Consider the following 15,539-nt stretch of genomic DNA (forward strand, 5'->3'; position numbering starts at 1 on the left):
CCGCGGCCCCAAAACGGCAGCTATCCCGGCACTTCTCCTCTCCGCGGTCCAAAAATCTGCAGCCATTCCGGCACTTCCCCCTCGTGCCGGCTAGTAATGGGCACATCCCAGCCTCAATGTCATCAGAACAGAAATCCATCCCCGCAGCTGGCGAAAGAATAGGCACACCCCGGCACCAAATGTCGTTAGAACGGGAATATGTCGCCGCGACCAAATCCCCGCAAATTAGATCGAGTCTCTGACCTGCAGGTTTAGGTTAAAGAAAACTGGTATCAATAACAGATTCCCGTTCTAGCGACATCTGCACCGGAAGCTCGCCCGATGTACATCCCGAAAGGAACTAACAACCGCCCCTACAGCCGCATTTGTCTATCACCTTCACTTCTGCAACAGCGGCAGAGCCAGCCAGCAAAGCCCCAGGCAGCTACTCCCAGTTAAACCAGCTCCAGCCAGAGCCAGCCAGCTAAATCAGACCCAGCCAGCTAAGCCAGAGCCGGGCAGCTACTCCCAGCTAAATCAGAGCTAGAGCCAGCAACCCAGCTAGGCCAGGGCGCGGGCGATCAGCGCGCTGACCAGGTCGCCGAAGCTCACACCTTCAGCGGCGAACATCTTCGGATACATCGAGATGGGCGTAAATCCAGGCATCGTGTTGATCTCGTTCAGCACGGGTCCGTTTTCCGTCGCAAAGAAGTCCACACGCGCGATGCCGTCGCACCCCAGCGCGTTGAACGTGCGAATGGCCAGTTGACGGATCTCCTTGATCGTCTCCGCAGGTAGCGGCGCCGGAATGGTGGCGGAAACGGTGGAGTCGACATACTTGGCGTCGAAACCATAGAACCCTTCGGCACCATCCTCAGTGCCGTTCAGCATCGCCGGAACAGAAGACACGATCGAGCCATCCGCGTGCTGCAGCACACCGCACTCGACCTCGGCGCCGTGGATCATGGCCTCCACGATCACCTTGTTGTCGTGGGAAAAGGCCAGGTCAACGGCGGCATCGAACTCCTCCCAGCTGTCCACCTTGGAGATGCCGATGCTGGATCCGCCGCGCGCCGGTTTCACGAACACGGGCAGCCCCAGCCGCTCCTTCTCCTCCGCTGTCAGCTCGCGGGGCTGGAACAGGATCAGCTCCTCGCCCACCGGGATGCCAGCCTCGCGCGCCAGCCGCTTGGTGAAGTCCTTGTCCATGCCCGCCGCCGAGGCCAGCACGCCATTGCCGACGTACCGCACGCCAGCCAGATCCAGCACGCCCTGCACGGTGCCGTCCTCGCCGTTCATGCCGTGCAGCACCGGGAAAACAACGTCCACCTGCGCAAACACTTCGCCTGCCTGCGGGCCAGTCACGTAGCGCATCTCGCCCGCCGCGTCAGTTCCAGCCCCGCCAAACGTCAGCTGCACGTGCACGCCCCCGTCTTCCACGCGCGGCATGTCCCGCCCGTCCGCGCGCAGCTGGGAGGTGTCGGTCGTCCCGGGCACCCACGCGCCGGCCTCGGTGATCCCCACGGGAACCACGTCGTAAATCTCCGGGTCCAGGTGGTCGATCACCGCACCTGCGCTAATGCAGGATACGGAGTGCTCAGTCGACTGGCCGCCGTACAGGACGGCGACGGTGGTGCGTGCGTGCTTCTTGGCTTCGTTACTCACGGCTTTTTACCTTAGCCGTTTTTAGGACGCCACATCCTCACCGCCCCGCCCCTTCAACCGAACTGCCAGTCTGCTTAGGTCTACTCGGCCTTCTTGCTGCGCCCAAGCAGCCCCATCATTATCTGCTGCACATCCGCACCTTCGTGGCATACCCCCACAACGGCCTCGGTGATAGGCATTTCTACGCCGACCTTCTCCGCCAGCTCGAAGACGGACTGGCTGCTGACCACGCCTTCGGCCACCTGTCCCTTGGTGGCCTTGGCAGCTTCTTCCAGGCTTTCGCCCTGGCCGAGGCGCTCGCCGAAGCTGCGGTTGCGCGAGAGCTTGGAGGTACACGTGGCAACCAGGTCTCCCATGCCCGCCAGCCCGCTGAGGGTGCGCGCGTCGGCGCCGACTTTCAGAGCCAGGCGGGTCGTTTCCGCCAGCCCGCGGGTGATGACGGTGGCGGCGGTGTTGTCGCCGAACCCCATGCCCGCAGCAATGCCCGCCGCCAGGGCGATGATGTTCTTGCAAGTGCCGGCGATTTCACAGCCGATGACGTCCGTGTTGGTGTACGGGCGGAAGTACGGTGCAGCCACGGCCGCCTGGATCAGCTTCGCGCGGTCCATGTCGGTGCAGGCCACAACGGTTGCGGCGGGCTGCCCCTGGGCCACTTCGCGGGCCAGGTTCGGCCCGGTCAGCACGGCAACGCGCTCGCTGGGCACTTCCGCGACCTCGGAGATCAGCTGGCTCATCCGCAGGCCGCTGGAGTGTTCGATGCCCTTGGCCAGGCTCACCAAGGAGGCATCCGGGCCGATGAGCCCCTTCCAGTTCTGCAGGTTTTCGCGCAGCGACTGCGACGGTACTCCCAGCACCACGATCTCCGCGCCGCTCAGTGCTTCGGCTGGGTCGGCCGTCGCGGTCATCGCGTCCGGCAGTTCGATGTCCCCCAGGTAGGCGCTGTTTCGGTGATTGTCGCGCACGTCGTCGGCGACTTCGGCGCGGCGCGCCCAGAGGCGGACCTCGTTACCGGCGTCAGCAAAAACCTTGGCAACCGTCGTGCCCCAGGAGCCTGCGCCCATCACTGCTACTTGCACCATCTGCTTGTCGCCTTCCCACTTGCGCTGTGCGCCTATACTGCGTGCCTACTTGTCTGGCTGAGTTCGGTATAACTTTTGGGTTCGTTATACGATTGTCGGCAATAGTCTATCGAAAGGGATCCCTTTAAAAGTGATCACTCACACAGGAACTGGCGATCTTTCTACGTCCCTGGCCATGTCGCGGCACGATCAGGGCCACGTGACCCGCATCGGATCCCGCCCCAGCGAGGAGTTCGCCCGCCCGACCTTCGCCGCGGGTGCGGTTATTTGGCGCTTCTCTTCGGACGCCGCCGCCTCCACCCCTAACTCTCCCGAGTCCACGGACGTGGAGATCGCGATCATCCACCGTCCCCGTTACGACGACTGGTCGCTGCCGAAGGGCAAGGTCGATCCGGGCGAGAATCTGCCGGGTACCGCCATGCGCGAGATCTGGGAGGAGACCGGATTCAGCGTGCGCCTGGGCTGGGTTCTGGGTTATGTCCACTACCCGGTTGGTTCGCGCACGAAGGTGGTTTATTACTGGACTGCCCAGCACTTGTCCGGCAAGTTCGAGCCCAACGATGAATCCGATGAGCTGCGCTGGGTTTCCCCGGAGGAGGCCAAGGAGCTGCTGAGCTACGAGGCCGACCTGAAGGTCGTGGATGCCGCCATGGGTGTGCTGAAGCTGGGTTGTGACCGCCGCGTGCTGTACGTTCGCCACGCGAAGGCGCATGCCCGCGAGGGTTGGGCCGGCGACGATGACCTGCGCCCCTTGAGCAAGAAGGGCCGCCGCCAGGCGGAGCTGCTGGTCTCTGAGCTGTCGGGCTACCGCCCGGAGACGATTTCTTCGGCCGTTCCGGTGCGTTGCGAGCACACGGCCGCGCCGATTGCTCAGGACTTAGGGTTGGAAGTTACTTTTGACGCCAACCTGGGCGATGCCGGGTGGGCTGCCGATTCGGATGCAGCGGTGGATGCGTTCCACGCCGCCACGGCCGCGCCGGTGTCCATGGTTGTTGCCCAGGGCACGGTGATCCCGGGTGTGCTGGCCCGCATCGCGGGCGAGCACGACGTGGAGATTGAGGATATGCGCGTGAAGAAGTCCAGCACCTGGGTGCTGCACTTCGCCGGGGATAAGCTGCTGGGGCTGGATTACCTGGCCAGCCCGCTATCCGTGAAGTAGCGACCAGTTCCCCGGCACCCGGGCTGGCCTGCGCTAGCTTGCAGGAATGGTGCGCGGCTTGAAGCTGGCGCGCTGGGATTCGAAGGCCTCGATGGCCTCTTCGTTGCGCAGGGTCAGGCCGATGTCGTCCAGGCCCTCCATCAGGCGCCAGCGGGTGTAGTCGTCCACGTCGAAGCCGAAGGTGTGGGTACCCAGAGTGACGGTGCGGTCTTCCAGGTTCACGGTGATTTCCGCGCCCGGCTGTTGTTCCAGGAGCTTCCAGATCAGCTCGATGTCGCTCTGTTCCATCTGGGCGGCCAGCAGACCGGCCTTGCCGGAGTTGCCGCGGAAAATGTCGGCAAAGCGGGAGGATAGAACCACGCGGAAGCCGTAATCCATCAGTGCCCAGACGGCGTGCTCACGGGAGGAGCCAGTGCCGAAGTCAGGGCCGGCCACCAGCACGGAGGCGTTCTTGTAGGGCTCCTGGTTCAGAACGAACTCCGGGTCCTTGCGCCAGCCGGCGAACAGGCCGTCCTCGAAGCCGGTGCGGGTCACGCGCTTCAGGTAGACGGCGGGGATGATCTGGTCGGTGTCGACGTTAGAGCGGTTCAGCGGTGCCGCCACGCCAGTGTGGGTGTTGAACTTTTCCATGGTGTTCTCTTCTGCTTTCTGCCCCCCACCTGCTACTTAGGTCGCTGGCGGGGAGGCTCGAAAAATTTTTAGGCGGGTCTTGTGCGGGTATCTAGCGGTCTGTCTTACAGATCCGCCGGGCCTGCAAGGTGGCCCGTCACGGCGGTGGCGGCGGCAACTGGTGGGGAAACCAGGTGGGTGCGCCCGCCCTTGCCCTGGCGGCCTTCGAAGTTTCGGTTGGATGTGGAGGCCGAACGCTCGCCCGGGGCAAGCTGGTCCGGGTTCATTCCGAGGCACATGGAACAACCTGCGGTGCGCCACTCCGCCCCGGCGTCAATAAAGATCTTGTCTAGCCCCTCTTCTTCCGCTTGCATCTTCACTCGCGTGGAGGAAGGAACAACGATCATGCGCGTGCCCTCGGCGACAGAGCGGCCCTTGACGACCTCCGCGGCGGCGCGCAGGTCCTCGATGCGGGAGTTGGTGCAGGAGCCGAGGAAGACCGTGTCGATCTTGATATCGCGCAGCGGGGTGCCCGGCTTCAAGTCCATGTACTCCATGGCGCGCTCGGCGGCGAGGCGGTCGTTGTCGTTGGTGAAGTCCTCCAGCTGCGGGATGGATTCCGCCAGCGGCAGGCCCTGGCCGGGGTTGGTGCCCCAGGTGACGAAGGGGGTCAGTGCGGAGCCGTCGATGTGGACGACTGTGTCGAACTGCGCGTCGTCATCGGTGCGCAGGGACTTCCAGTACTCCACGGCTGCGTCCCAGTCCTCGCCCTTCGGCGCGTGCGGGCGCCCTTCGAGGTAGTCGAAGGTGGTCTGGTCGGGGGCGATCATGCCCGCGCGGGCGCCGGCCTCGATGGACATGTTGCACATGGTCATGCGGGCTTCCATGGACAGCTTCTCGATGGCCTCGCCCCGGTACTCGATGATGTGTCCCTGGCCGCCGCCGGTGCCGATCTTGGCGATGATGGCCAGGATCAGGTCCTTGGAGGTCACGCCCGGCTGCAGTTCGCCGGAAACCTCAATGGCCATCGTCTTGAAGGGCTTCAGCGGCAGAGTCTGGGTGGCCAGCACGTGCTCGACCTCGCTGGTGCCGATGCCCATGGCGATGGAGCCGAAGGCGCCGTGGGTGGAGGTGTGCGAGTCGCCGCAGACGACGGTCATGCCGGGCTGGGTCAGGCCCAGCTGGGGGCCAACAGTGTGGACGATGCCCTGTTCGATGTCGCCCATGGAGTGCAGGCGAATGCCGAACTCTTTGGCGTTGTCGCGCAAGGTGGACACCTGCAGTCGGCTGGTGGGCTCCTGGATTTCCTGCAGGTCGCCGGTCTTCACGCCAATGGTGGGGACGTTGTGATCCTCGGTGGCAATGGTCAGGTCCGGACGGCGAACCTTGCGACCGGCCTGGCGCAGGCCGTCGAATGCCTGGGGCGAGGTAACTTCGTGCACCAGGTGCAGGTCGATGTACAGCAGGTCGGGGCCGCCGTTTTCTCCGGCTGCAACGATGTGGTCGCGCCAGACTTTCTCCGCGAGGGTTAAGGGTTGGTTCGTCACGGTCTCTCCTCTGTGTCCGCTATACAGTTCCACTGGATGGAATGTATAGTATCAAATCATGGGACACAATACGGAAATTCCCGCAACAAGCGGCATTCAAGTTTTGGACCGTGCGATCTTCATTCTAACGGTCATCGCAGCAGAACCTCGCAACCTTTCCGATCTGTGCGCCATCACCGGCTTGCCACGCGCCACGGCGCACCGTATCGCCGTCGCGCTGGAGAAGCACAGGTTGATCGAGCGCGGGGTGGACGGTGCGTGGGTCACTGGCCCGGCCCTGTCCGAGATGGCGCCGTCTACCTCTTCTCGTCTTGAGGACGCCGCAGAGTTCATCCTGCCTGACCTTATGGCAAAGACTGGCGAGTCCGTGCAGCTATACCGCCTCTCCGGGATGGAGCGCGTATGCATCGCCAACGCCGAGCCCACCACCGGCCTGCGGGATACGGTGCCGGTGGGCCATCGGATGACGTTGACCGCGGGCTCCGCCGCCAAGTTGCTAGTTGCCTATGCGCCAGAAGCGTTCCAGAACCAGGTGCTGCCGGATGCCGCGTACACGCGCGAGGACTTGGAGAAGATCGCCGACGAGGGGATCGCGGAATCCTCCGCCGAGCGCGACCCCTCCCTAGCTTCGGCCTCCGTGCCGGTCTTCGGGGCGGACGCGCAGAATCGAACGGTGATTGCCTGCCTTTCTATCTCCGGCCCCGTGGCCCGCATGGGTGAGCACCCGGCAGAGAAATTCGGCGCGGACTTGAAGGAATCCGCCCGCCAGCTGGAGAACTTGCTGCGGAAGTAGCAGAAAAATTTTTAGAGACACAATACCGCACATCCCTTAGGAGAATCACAACCATGACCAGCGAAAACCCCGCAAGCCAGAATCCGGCCACCGACGACAAGCGTTTTGAGGCGGGCATTCAGGTCCGCCGGGAAGTAATGGGCGACGCATTCGTGGATGCTGCCCTCGAGCGTAACGCGGGCTCCGATGGCGAGGCGCTGCAGAAGCACGTCACTGAGACCGTGTGGGGTTCCGTGTGGACCCGCGACGGCCTGGCCCGCCGCGACCGCAGCCTGCTGAACATCGGCATGCTGGTGGCGCTGCGCGCGACTGAGGAGCTGCGCGGGCACGTCCGCGGCGCGCTGGAGAACGGCCTGACGCGCACGGAGATCACGGAGGCGATCATCCACGCTTCCGGCTACTGCGGAGCCCCCGCTGCCCTGTCGGCGATGAAGGTAGCCCAGGAGGTTCTGGTCGCGGAGCTCGGCCCGTTGGAGGATTAAGTACGCGGCAGCTCGAGCCACTCCACGGTCAACTCGTCGGCGCCGCGGGTTTCGCCAGCCTCGGCGCGCTCGGCACGGGCGACTCGTTCGGCAAGGAACTCATAGAGGTTCTGCGTGCCGTCCTCGATTCCGTCGGCCACGTCCTCGCCGGCGGAGGTGATGTCCACCAGAGCCGGGCCAGTCGTATCGTCGGGGTTGACCAGCTCGGCGCCCCAACCTCCCTCACCCCGCCGACCGTCCTCGTCCGCCGAGAGGGTAAGGAGCCAGGCTTCGGCTGAGGTGTGGGCGTCAATACCAAAAAGAGTGGCGCGAACAGTGGCGGGCGTGCCGTCGTTGCCGGGTGGCGTGCCCCAGAGCCAGTCCAGATTTACGCGATATGGGGAGAGAATGGGAGACTCCTTTAGTAGGGTAAAACCATGAGCGAGTACAAGGACAAGCGCTGTACCGACCAGGAACGATCCGCCACCGTGGACGCGCTGTCCAGGGCGATGGCCGATGGTCAGCTGAACATCTCGGAGTTCGACGAGAGGTCCGGCAAGGCGCATGCTGCGACCCAGCGTAGCGAGTTGGTGGACTTGCTGGACGATCTGGTGGACGAGCCTGCGGGTTTGCTGTTTGGACCTGGCGCGAGCACTGCGGTTGCGCACCGCGCCCCGAGTGACGTGGAGTGGGCTGCTCACCAAGCTTCGGACGCCCAACGCCACCGTGAAATGGTACTTGCGCGGTCGCGGTCGCTGGTGACTGGCGGGGGCTCCGAGACGGGCTTCAGCCTAGCGATATTCGGCGGGGTGACGAAGGCGGCGTGGCAGGTGCCGAAGGCTCACTGGAACTTCAATATCTTCGGCGGTTCGGACTTTGACCTGCGGGAATGCCGGTTTAGCGATCCGGTGACCACGCTGTGGCTGAAAAGCTGCTTTGGTGGTGCGGATGTGCTGGTGCCGGAGGGCGTGCGCGTTGATATGGGCGGCCTGGCTGTTTTCGGCGGCAACGAGCTGGTGGTGGAGAACGGCGCGATTCACCCGAATAGTTTGCCGGAGGACGCTCCCCTGCTGCTGATCCGCGGGCTGTCGATTTTCGGCGGCGCGACCGTGAGGGTTGTGCGTTAAGGACGTCATCTTACTAAGAAAAATTGGAATCACAAATCCAACATAATCACCGAAAAGCGAAACCCAATCAATCCACGATCTCGGGCTTAAGACTAACTTTAAGGGTAAAACAACCATGAAAAGATCACGGTATCGTGCACCCGGATAGAACGCGGTTCAACCACAGGCATTTAGAAAAATGCTCAACGCTAAACACAAACAAATAATCTTAATAGTAGACCAACCGCTATTTGTGGCAATAGATTAAACGAACAACGACGAGCAATCCTATATTCTTAGCACCCAAACAATGGATGTCTACTCTGGAAAATCGTAGTATAATCAACGACACCCCGACCACCTAGCACCTAATTCAAAAACGTAATAGCCTAACAGCTATGCTAGAATAAATATAAGTAAGATCAGACTAACATCAAGGATGAGGACATGCGGTTCGAAGCAACATCCAAACCCCTAAGCCAAATTCTCAAACTCGGCCAACACACGATCCCACGGTACCAACGACCGTACTCATGGAATGAACTGAATGTTACAGAATTCTATAACGATCTTAGAACAAGCAACCACGGCCATTTCCTAGGGAGCATGGTCGTCAGCGTGAGCGTTGGTTCCAACAGAGAAATTGTGGATGGCCAGCAACGCCTCACCACCACCCTTATTCTACTATCAGTCCTGAGAGACGAATATAATAAACTAGACGCCCCCGGAAAGGTATGCGGAATACAAACTTATATAGAAGACCTTGACGATGACGGCAATAAAAGATACCGAATAACAAACAAAGATAATGGCGCACAACAACGACTTTTTGAGAATGTTCTAGTCCCGGAGCAGGATCGCATTTACCCTAATGGCCAGGCTCCCGACTCCAAAGAGGTTAAGGCACAAAATAAATTTAAGGAACTCATTACGCAGTCGATAAAAGGATCGGAAGATCCATTAGAAGAGCTAGACCAAATACGCGACGCTGTGCTTCGAGCTGAAGCTGTCTACATCGAAGCTGACAGTAGACAAGATGCATTCAGTATTTTTGAAACCTTGAATGATCGCGGCCAAAGCTTGACCACAGTCGACCTAGTCAAGAATACCCTCTTTTCCAACCTACCCGAAGAGCCTGCAAATCAAGAGGAAGCACTTTGGGAAAATGTCATGAAGCTTGTCGAGGACTCCAAATACACTAAATTAGATCCCCAACAATTCCTTTATTACCATTGGAATTCGATCGCACAAAGTTCGCAACCTTCTAACGACCCAATCGAAGAGAAGAGGATCACAAGATCACTACAAAGCATGTTAGAAACGGCAGACAGTGCCCGAAAGGAAAGCCTTAGCCGTTCAATCCTAACCGACATGCTGACTTCAGCAAAGATATTCCATGCTCTGAACAACACGTTGGGCAGCAATGGTTCATCCCACGATTGGAAGGTTATTGCTGACGAACTAGATCAACATGGCAAGTGGACACGTCAAAGATACGACGCTATAACCCGTCAATTATACGGGATCTTAGTCACCGAAGCTACCCAACCATATATGTTGCTACTTTCTTTACTCCGAAAGTATTTTGAGAATGACTGGTTTAAGACAAAGGTCCTACTAGAATTCCTTGAAAACGTGCGGAACTATCAGTTCCGATGGTCAATTTCCCAGCGCTCTTCCACCTCAACACACAGAAAAATCTATCGAAGGGCGGCAACCGCAGTTTCTTTAGCTCGGAATATCGATGATATCAGGAATGCACGACTCGAGTTTGAGAAAGGATCCAGGAAGGCTGTTACAGATAAGCAGTTCTCTACGGGCCTAGAGAAACTGAGCTACTCTAGTAACAAAAGTAAGTACCTATTCAGGATTAGATACATACTTGAGGAAATAGCTCGATCCAATGTCAACTGCAGTTTGGATTTTTCCACACAACAATCGATCGAACATATAGAGCCCCAAGGGAGCAAATCAGAACTAAGTAGACGAAACGCATGGGTGTTTAAGTTAGGTAACCTTATGCTACTGCCAGGTAAGGTAAATAACGAACTTCGGAATGATGATTTTGAGAGCAAATCGCAAGTTTTAAGCGAATATATCCTTGACAACGACAAGGTTCTCCAGAGAGCAGTCGAAACTGGTCAATGGAATAACAAACTTGCCCGAGAAAGACAAGAGGAATTAATCGGGTTGGCATGTGAGATCTGGTCAGCATAACGGTAACCCGGCACTATGGATCTGAAAGTTTGGTTATTTGCACGGACTAATACATTTTATTTGTAAGCCCTACAGATTTTCCCCTTTTCCTGAGTTGGATCTCATTCAGGTTTGTGCCCTTTAGCATGGTGTATCTGTAACCCGTAATATGTCTCGTGTCAGTGCGCATGAGGGCGACCACCGTGGATACCTTTCGAATCAACTTTTACCCATTTTCAAAAAGAATGCACCCACGATACCCGCTGCTTCTTATTTAATCGCCCGACTGCTTATCTCGAAAAGCTGCTGCCCCAGGTCTCCTTAGATTTGCTGTGCCAGATGCTCGGCGACTTCATTAACCGGATTCTTTCTGCCCTAGCTGACAGCGCCTGCGGTGCCGGGTGCGCCACCGTCTCACCACACAACGAACCAACACCCGTAACGGATACCGCCACGGCCAAACCGACCCCTAAGTCGGTTCCATTGACGTAGCCATCCCCAAACTGCACATCGGGACATTTGAAGCGCCCTGGATTTATAGTTCCGTTTCTTTTATGGCTCTGTGTTGATGGGGTCGGTGAGCTAGTACTCGGTTTCCACTTCCTGGGGTGTCGAGGTCCAACGCTTCGTGAAAACGCTGGGTGTGCCACCATGGAACCCACCGCAAGGTGGCCAGTTCGACTTCTCCGACCGACGTCCACGGACTGTGCGCATGGATTAATTCCGCTTTGTAGAGACCGTTAATCGGCCCTTCCAGTTTTAGAGTGCGTTGATTTTGTCCTGTAGTTGTCCGGAGTGGATCAGGCACCGCAAAATGTAGTGGTTGAGGTTTTTGAATCCTAGGGCGATGCCACGTAGGTGTTCGAGTCTGCCGTTGATTGCCTCGACGGGGCCGTTGGATGCACCGATATCAAAGTAGGCAAGCACATCTTTGCGTCGACGCCACAGGGTGCGTCCCAGTTGAGCGAGCTCTTCTAAGCCTTTTGGTAATCCTTTACGCAGGGTGTGGATGATGCGTTCCATGAGCTCTTTGCCTTCCGATTTCTTCGGATGCGCGTACGCTGCGATCATGTCTTGGTAGAGCAACCACGTTACTTCTAGGGCCACGTAGTCGTCATCGGTGGCCCACAACATTTCTCAGCGTTGCTTTTGCCGCTCGGTAAGATAGTTCGTCCTGGTCAACAGGGTGCGCCGGTGCTTATACAGCGGGTCATCTTTGCGTCCGCGGCGCCCAGTGGTCTCGCGTTGGAGTCTTTGTCGGCAACTGGTGAGCTTGTCGGCTGCCAGATGCACTACATGGAAAGGGTCCATGACTTTGTCCGCCTGTGGTAGTTGCTCCTCGACTGCGGTGGCATATCCGGTGAACCCATCCATGGTCACTACCTGTATCTGCTCCCGGAAGCTGGGGTTGCGTTCCTTAAGCCACCCGCTGAGCACGTCTGCGGACCTGCCCGGTCGCATGTCTAACAAACGTGCAGGCCCACGCCCGTCCACCAGCGGGGTGAGGTCAACGAGTATGGTCACCAGGTTTGATGCCTGGCCTGGTTTTCTGGTGTGTTTCCATACATGTTCATCGACTCCGAGGACGCGAACCCCGTCTAGGTGGCAGGGGTCGCCGTAGACAAGCTGGCGGCAGGCGTTCAGTGCGACTTTATTGACCAGGTCCCAGCCCACACCGAGTGCTTTGGCGGTAGCTGACACACTCATCCGGTCAATAGCAAGGCGTTGCAAGATCCAGCGGGTAACCCGGTCAGTGAGCTTGGCGCCGTCATCAGCGCAGGTTAAAGATTCTTGGAAGATCTTTCTCTTACATGAGGCGGCTGTGCACCGGAATCTAGGGACTTTTACGGCAGCCTAGTGGGAAATCCAACAACAGGAAGATCAACGAGTCGACGGGTGATGTGGTCGCGCAGCATTCCTTGCTGTCCGCAGTCCGGGCACACGCCGATAACGGTTACTGGCGTGGCCTCAATGATGGTCAGCGGTCCGGCATCAGCGGCACCGGTGATGGCAAGCCCGATTTCCGCGGTACGGCAGATAATGTCGGCGACGAGGTTTCCAGTAGGCTTCACAGTACGGGTCCCTGGTGGGTTTAGATGGTTGTGTGAAGTGTCCTGGGTTTAGTTCCGATCATTTCTAGAGAAGGATTGGAATCATGCCAAGGCAGTACAGTGACGAGTTCAAGGCCAAGGCAGTGCGTTTGGCTGAAGACCTCGTTGAGCTCGAAGGGTGCTCGAAATGGGGTGCAGCCGTAGAGATCGGTGAAAAGCTCGGCATTCCAGCGCACACGCTCAACGACTGGTTGAAGCCGAATATGGCCTCGTCCGATGTTGAGATTGGCGCCGGCGAGTCAACGGCTGACGAAGTGAAGCGGCTCCGGAAAGAGGTTAAGGAGCTACGCAGGGCTAATGAGATCTTGAAAACCGCGTCAGCTTTTTTCGCGGCGGAACTCGACCGTCCCACCAGAAGATGATCGAATACATCGATGCGTATCGCGATCGCTTCGGAATCGAGGCTATCTGTCGCACATTGAAAGAGACAGAATGTGGGTTCATCACCTCTCGTGGCTACCGAGCAGCGAAAACACGAACGCCGTCGGCGAGGAGTTTGTCGGATGCGCTGCTCATTTTTGAATTGGTGAGGGTCTACGAGGACAACTTCAGCGTCTACGGGGTCCGCAAGATGTGGAAGGCTATGCAGCGCGCCGGCTGGAACATCGGTCGTGATCAGACCGCGCGTTTGATGAAGCAAGCTGGCATTCACGGCCGCAGGCGTGGCCGCACACCGATGACAACGCTTCGGGCCAACGTGCCGGATGGCCGCCCTGACCTGGTCAACCGTGACTTCACTGCTCCCGCACCGCACCGGTTGTGGGTCGTTGACATCACCTATGTGCGCACCTTGTCTGGTTTTGCCTACACCGCGTTTATCACCGATGTGTACTCCAGGAAGATCGTCGGTGTGGCGACTCGGGCGAGCATGCGTACCGATGAACTTCCGCTGGAGGCCTTTGAGCACGCCCTGTATCACGCTGGTGATCTTCGCTCAGAAGGGCTTGTCCACCACAGTGACCGCGGCTTGCAATATGTGTCGATCCGTTACGGTGAAGCGCTCGCCCTGGCGGGTATCGATCCATCTGTCGGCACCGTTGGCGACTCCTATGACAACGCGTTGGCTGAAACGGTCAACGGGCTCTACAAAACAGAGCTGATTTATCCCCACCGGCCGTGGACATCGGTCGGTGAAGTCGAGATCGCCACCCTTCGCTGGGTGCACTGGTGGAACAACCAGCGACTTCATCAATCCCTGGGATATATCACTCCACAGGAGATGGAGGACGCCTACTATCAACGATCAGGCGCTCAAACGTTGGGCGTTAAATAAGCGGAACGAAAACCAGGACGCTTCACCTTTTGTCCTTTAACCCGATTAAACGGCGAAAAGCACGACCCGAAAGCCGTGCTAAAAATTTGTACCCCGTACGGGATTTGAACCCGTGTTACCGGCGTGAGAGGCCGGCGTCCTAGGCCGCTAGACGAACGGGGCATTGTTCGTGCGTTGCGTTACTTGCGAACGAAAGGTAACTCTACACAGTAGTTCCTTTTCCTGCCTAATCCGCAGGTGACGCACTGTTTCTTGTCGTTTATGCGTTCCTTGCGCATATCTAAAGAAACTATGACGCTACCACGCCGCGGCCTGCCACAAAAACGCCTATCACCAGGTATCTTCAATAACTGATGAGTGTTGAAGATTCCCCGGACGAGCATCCCGCCGACGAACGCATCGTTCCCACCCTCGGTGGGCAGGTTACTCCGGCACTGTCATCCGAGACTTATCACGAGGAAGTCGTGCGGGAGCACCGCTGGCTGGATCCTTCCACGTGGAAGGTGATCGCCAAGCGCCTCTACTTTGAGATCTTCTTCAACGCACTGTTCGACAAGGGCGCCACGCTGAGCTTCTTCACCCTGCTCACCGGGCTGCCAACCCTGCTGGCCTTCTACGCAATCACCACGCTGGTGCTCGACCAGAACCGAGACCAGGTCACGGCCCTCACCGACGAGTTCATCGCGGAGAACATTCCCGATAACTTCCAAAGCAATGCCCAAACCGTGGTCTCCACGGTCATCGGCTCCACGGAGCAATCCATCACCATGTTGGTGATCAGCGTGCTGTTCGCCTTGTTCTCCTCCTCCGCATACGTTCGCGCGTTTTCCCGTATGGCCAACGAAATGTATGGGCGGCGCGAAGGCCGCAGCCTCGTCAGAACCTGGGCGGCTATGTGGGGAATCACCTTGGTCTTGGTAATCGGACTGGTCTTCATCGCAGGCGCATACTTCCTGCGCGAAGACATCGCCCGGCCACTGCTAGACAAGATTGCCGAGCCCCTGAACTGGCAGGGATTCACTACTTTCGTCTTAGAGCATTTCCTGCCGGTCTGGCAGTACGTCCGCTGGCCGGTGATTGTCTTCGTCGCGGTAATACTCCTCGCCATCCTCTATAACGGCGCCCCCAACGTGCGCTTCGGGCGCATCCGGTGGCTAACAGTCGGTTCCGCGTTCGCGCTAATCAGCATCACCATCGTTGGCCTGCTGCTGCGGGTCTACCTGAACAACTTCGGCTACGTGGGCCTCTATGGTGCCCTGGGCGGCATCATTGTCGGCCTCATCGGCTTGGTGATCAGCAACTCCCTGCTGCTCCTCGGCGTGAAGCTGGACGCGGAGATCGCCCGCACGCGCGAACTGCAGGCCGGTTTGCACTCCGAGCACATCATCCAGGTGCCGCCCCGCTCCTCCGCTGCGGTGGAGGGCTTCAGCCAACTCCACGGCCGCATCGAGGAGCAGGCCGCGCAGCTGCGAACCGAATCGGCGTCAAAAGAACAGCCCAAAGAACCCTAACCCCCGCCCCTCGCCCGACCAGCGAGTTCCCCGCCGGCACCATAGAATCA

12 protein-coding genes, 1 tRNA gene and 2 pseudogenes are annotated in these 15,539 nt (G+C 58.7%); 7 read left to right on the forward strand and 8 right to left on the reverse strand.

Annotated elements, in window-relative coordinates; all coding sequences use genetic code 11:
• Window positions 1-540: 540 nt before the first annotated feature.
• Together MHX66_RS09270 and MHX66_RS09275 are read right to left on the reverse strand one after the other, a co-directional pair.
• Window positions 541-1,644, reverse strand: a complete 1,104-nt coding sequence (locus tag MHX66_RS09270; RefSeq protein ID WP_239202487.1) for a D-alanine--D-alanine ligase family protein — start codon at window positions 1,642-1,644, stop codon at window positions 541-543.
• An 80-nt stretch (window positions 1,645-1,724) separates the two neighbouring features.
• Window positions 1,725-2,723, reverse strand: coding sequence for an NAD(P)H-dependent glycerol-3-phosphate dehydrogenase (locus MHX66_RS09275; RefSeq protein WP_239202488.1), 999 nt, complete (start codon window positions 2,721-2,723; stop codon window positions 1,725-1,727).
• 175 nt (window positions 2,724-2,898) lie between these two features.
• Between MHX66_RS09275 and MHX66_RS09280 the strand changes: the two genes are divergently transcribed.
• Window positions 2,899-3,882, forward strand: coding sequence for an NUDIX hydrolase (locus tag MHX66_RS09280; RefSeq protein WP_255717364.1), 984 nt, complete (start codon window positions 2,899-2,901; stop codon window positions 3,880-3,882).
• A gap of 33 nt (window positions 3,883-3,915) precedes the next feature.
• Here the strand turns inward: MHX66_RS09280 and leuD are convergent, their stop codons facing one another.
• Both leuD and leuC read right to left on the reverse strand, forming a co-directional pair.
• A complete protein-coding gene (gene leuD / locus MHX66_RS09285) occupies window positions 3,916-4,512 on the reverse strand; it encodes a 3-isopropylmalate dehydratase small subunit (RefSeq protein ID WP_034973007.1) in 597 nt (198 codons plus the stop codon).
• 104 nt (window positions 4,513-4,616) lie between these two features.
• Window positions 4,617-6,038, reverse strand: coding sequence for a 3-isopropylmalate dehydratase large subunit (leuC, locus tag MHX66_RS09290; RefSeq protein WP_239202490.1), 1,422 nt, complete (start codon window positions 6,036-6,038; stop codon window positions 4,617-4,619).
• A 58-nt stretch (window positions 6,039-6,096) separates the two neighbouring features.
• Between leuC and MHX66_RS09295 the strand changes: the two genes are divergently transcribed.
• Window positions 6,097-6,831 carry an IclR family transcriptional regulator gene (locus MHX66_RS09295; protein WP_239202492.1) on the forward strand — a complete coding sequence of 245 codons (735 nt, stop codon included), beginning with the start codon at window positions 6,097-6,099 and terminating at the stop codon, window positions 6,829-6,831.
• A 53-nt stretch (window positions 6,832-6,884) separates the two neighbouring features.
• Complete coding sequence (locus MHX66_RS09300) at window positions 6,885-7,313, forward strand: carboxymuconolactone decarboxylase family protein (protein ID WP_239202494.1); 429 nt, start codon at window positions 6,885-6,887, stop codon at window positions 7,311-7,313.
• Here the strand turns inward: MHX66_RS09300 and MHX66_RS09305 are convergent.
• Complete coding sequence (locus tag MHX66_RS09305) at window positions 7,310-7,480, reverse strand: hypothetical protein (RefSeq protein WP_239202497.1); 171 nt, start codon at window positions 7,478-7,480, stop codon at window positions 7,310-7,312. The two genes, MHX66_RS09300 and MHX66_RS09305, sit on opposite strands and share 4 nt — an antisense overlap.
• Window positions 7,481-7,729: 249 nt before the next feature.
• Here MHX66_RS09305 and MHX66_RS09310 point away from each other — a divergent pair, with 249 nt between their 5' ends.
• Window positions 7,730-8,419 carry a DUF1707 domain-containing protein gene (locus MHX66_RS09310; RefSeq protein WP_239202498.1) on the forward strand — a complete coding sequence of 230 codons (690 nt, stop codon included), beginning with the start codon at window positions 7,730-7,732 and terminating at the stop codon, window positions 8,417-8,419.
• Between the two features lie 426 nt (window positions 8,420-8,845).
• Entirely contained in the window at window positions 8,846-10,615 is a 1,770-nt protein-coding gene (locus MHX66_RS09315) for a DUF262 domain-containing protein (RefSeq protein WP_239202499.1), read from the forward strand.
• Window positions 10,616-11,176: 561 nt separating this feature from the next.
• On the opposite strand, the pseudogene MHX66_RS09325 reads toward MHX66_RS09315, so the two are convergent.
• Window positions 11,177-11,339, reverse strand: a pseudogene (locus tag MHX66_RS09325) (integrase core domain-containing protein); the annotation flags it as partial.
• Window positions 11,340-11,353: 14 nt separating this feature from the next.
• A pseudogene (locus MHX66_RS09330) lies at window positions 11,354-12,666 on the reverse strand (ISL3 family transposase).
• Between the two features lie 83 nt (window positions 12,667-12,749).
• Between MHX66_RS09330 and MHX66_RS09335 the strand changes: the two are divergent.
• Window positions 12,750-13,978 (forward strand): IS3 family transposase gene (locus MHX66_RS09335; RefSeq protein WP_239202500.1). Its coding sequence is split into 2 segments (ribosomal slippage): window positions 12,750-13,026 and window positions 13,026-13,978, totalling 1,230 coding nucleotides; the frame shifts between segments, so codons are not numbered across the junction.
• 89 nt (window positions 13,979-14,067) lie between these two features.
• Here the strand turns inward: MHX66_RS09335 and MHX66_RS09340 are convergent.
• Window positions 14,068-14,140 (reverse strand) — tRNA-Glu (locus tag MHX66_RS09340).
• Between the two features lie 191 nt (window positions 14,141-14,331).
• Here MHX66_RS09340 and MHX66_RS09345 point away from each other — a divergent pair.
• Window positions 14,332-15,489 (forward strand): YihY/virulence factor BrkB family protein, encoded by a 1,158-nt coding sequence (locus MHX66_RS09345; protein WP_239202501.1) that lies wholly within the window; start codon window positions 14,332-14,334, stop codon window positions 15,487-15,489.
• Window positions 15,490-15,539: the final 50 nt, after the last annotated feature.

The organism is Corynebacterium sp. ACRPH, assembly GCF_022347285.1.
In the GTDB taxonomy this organism is placed as follows: Bacteria; Actinomycetota; Actinomycetes; order Mycobacteriales; family Mycobacteriaceae; genus Corynebacterium.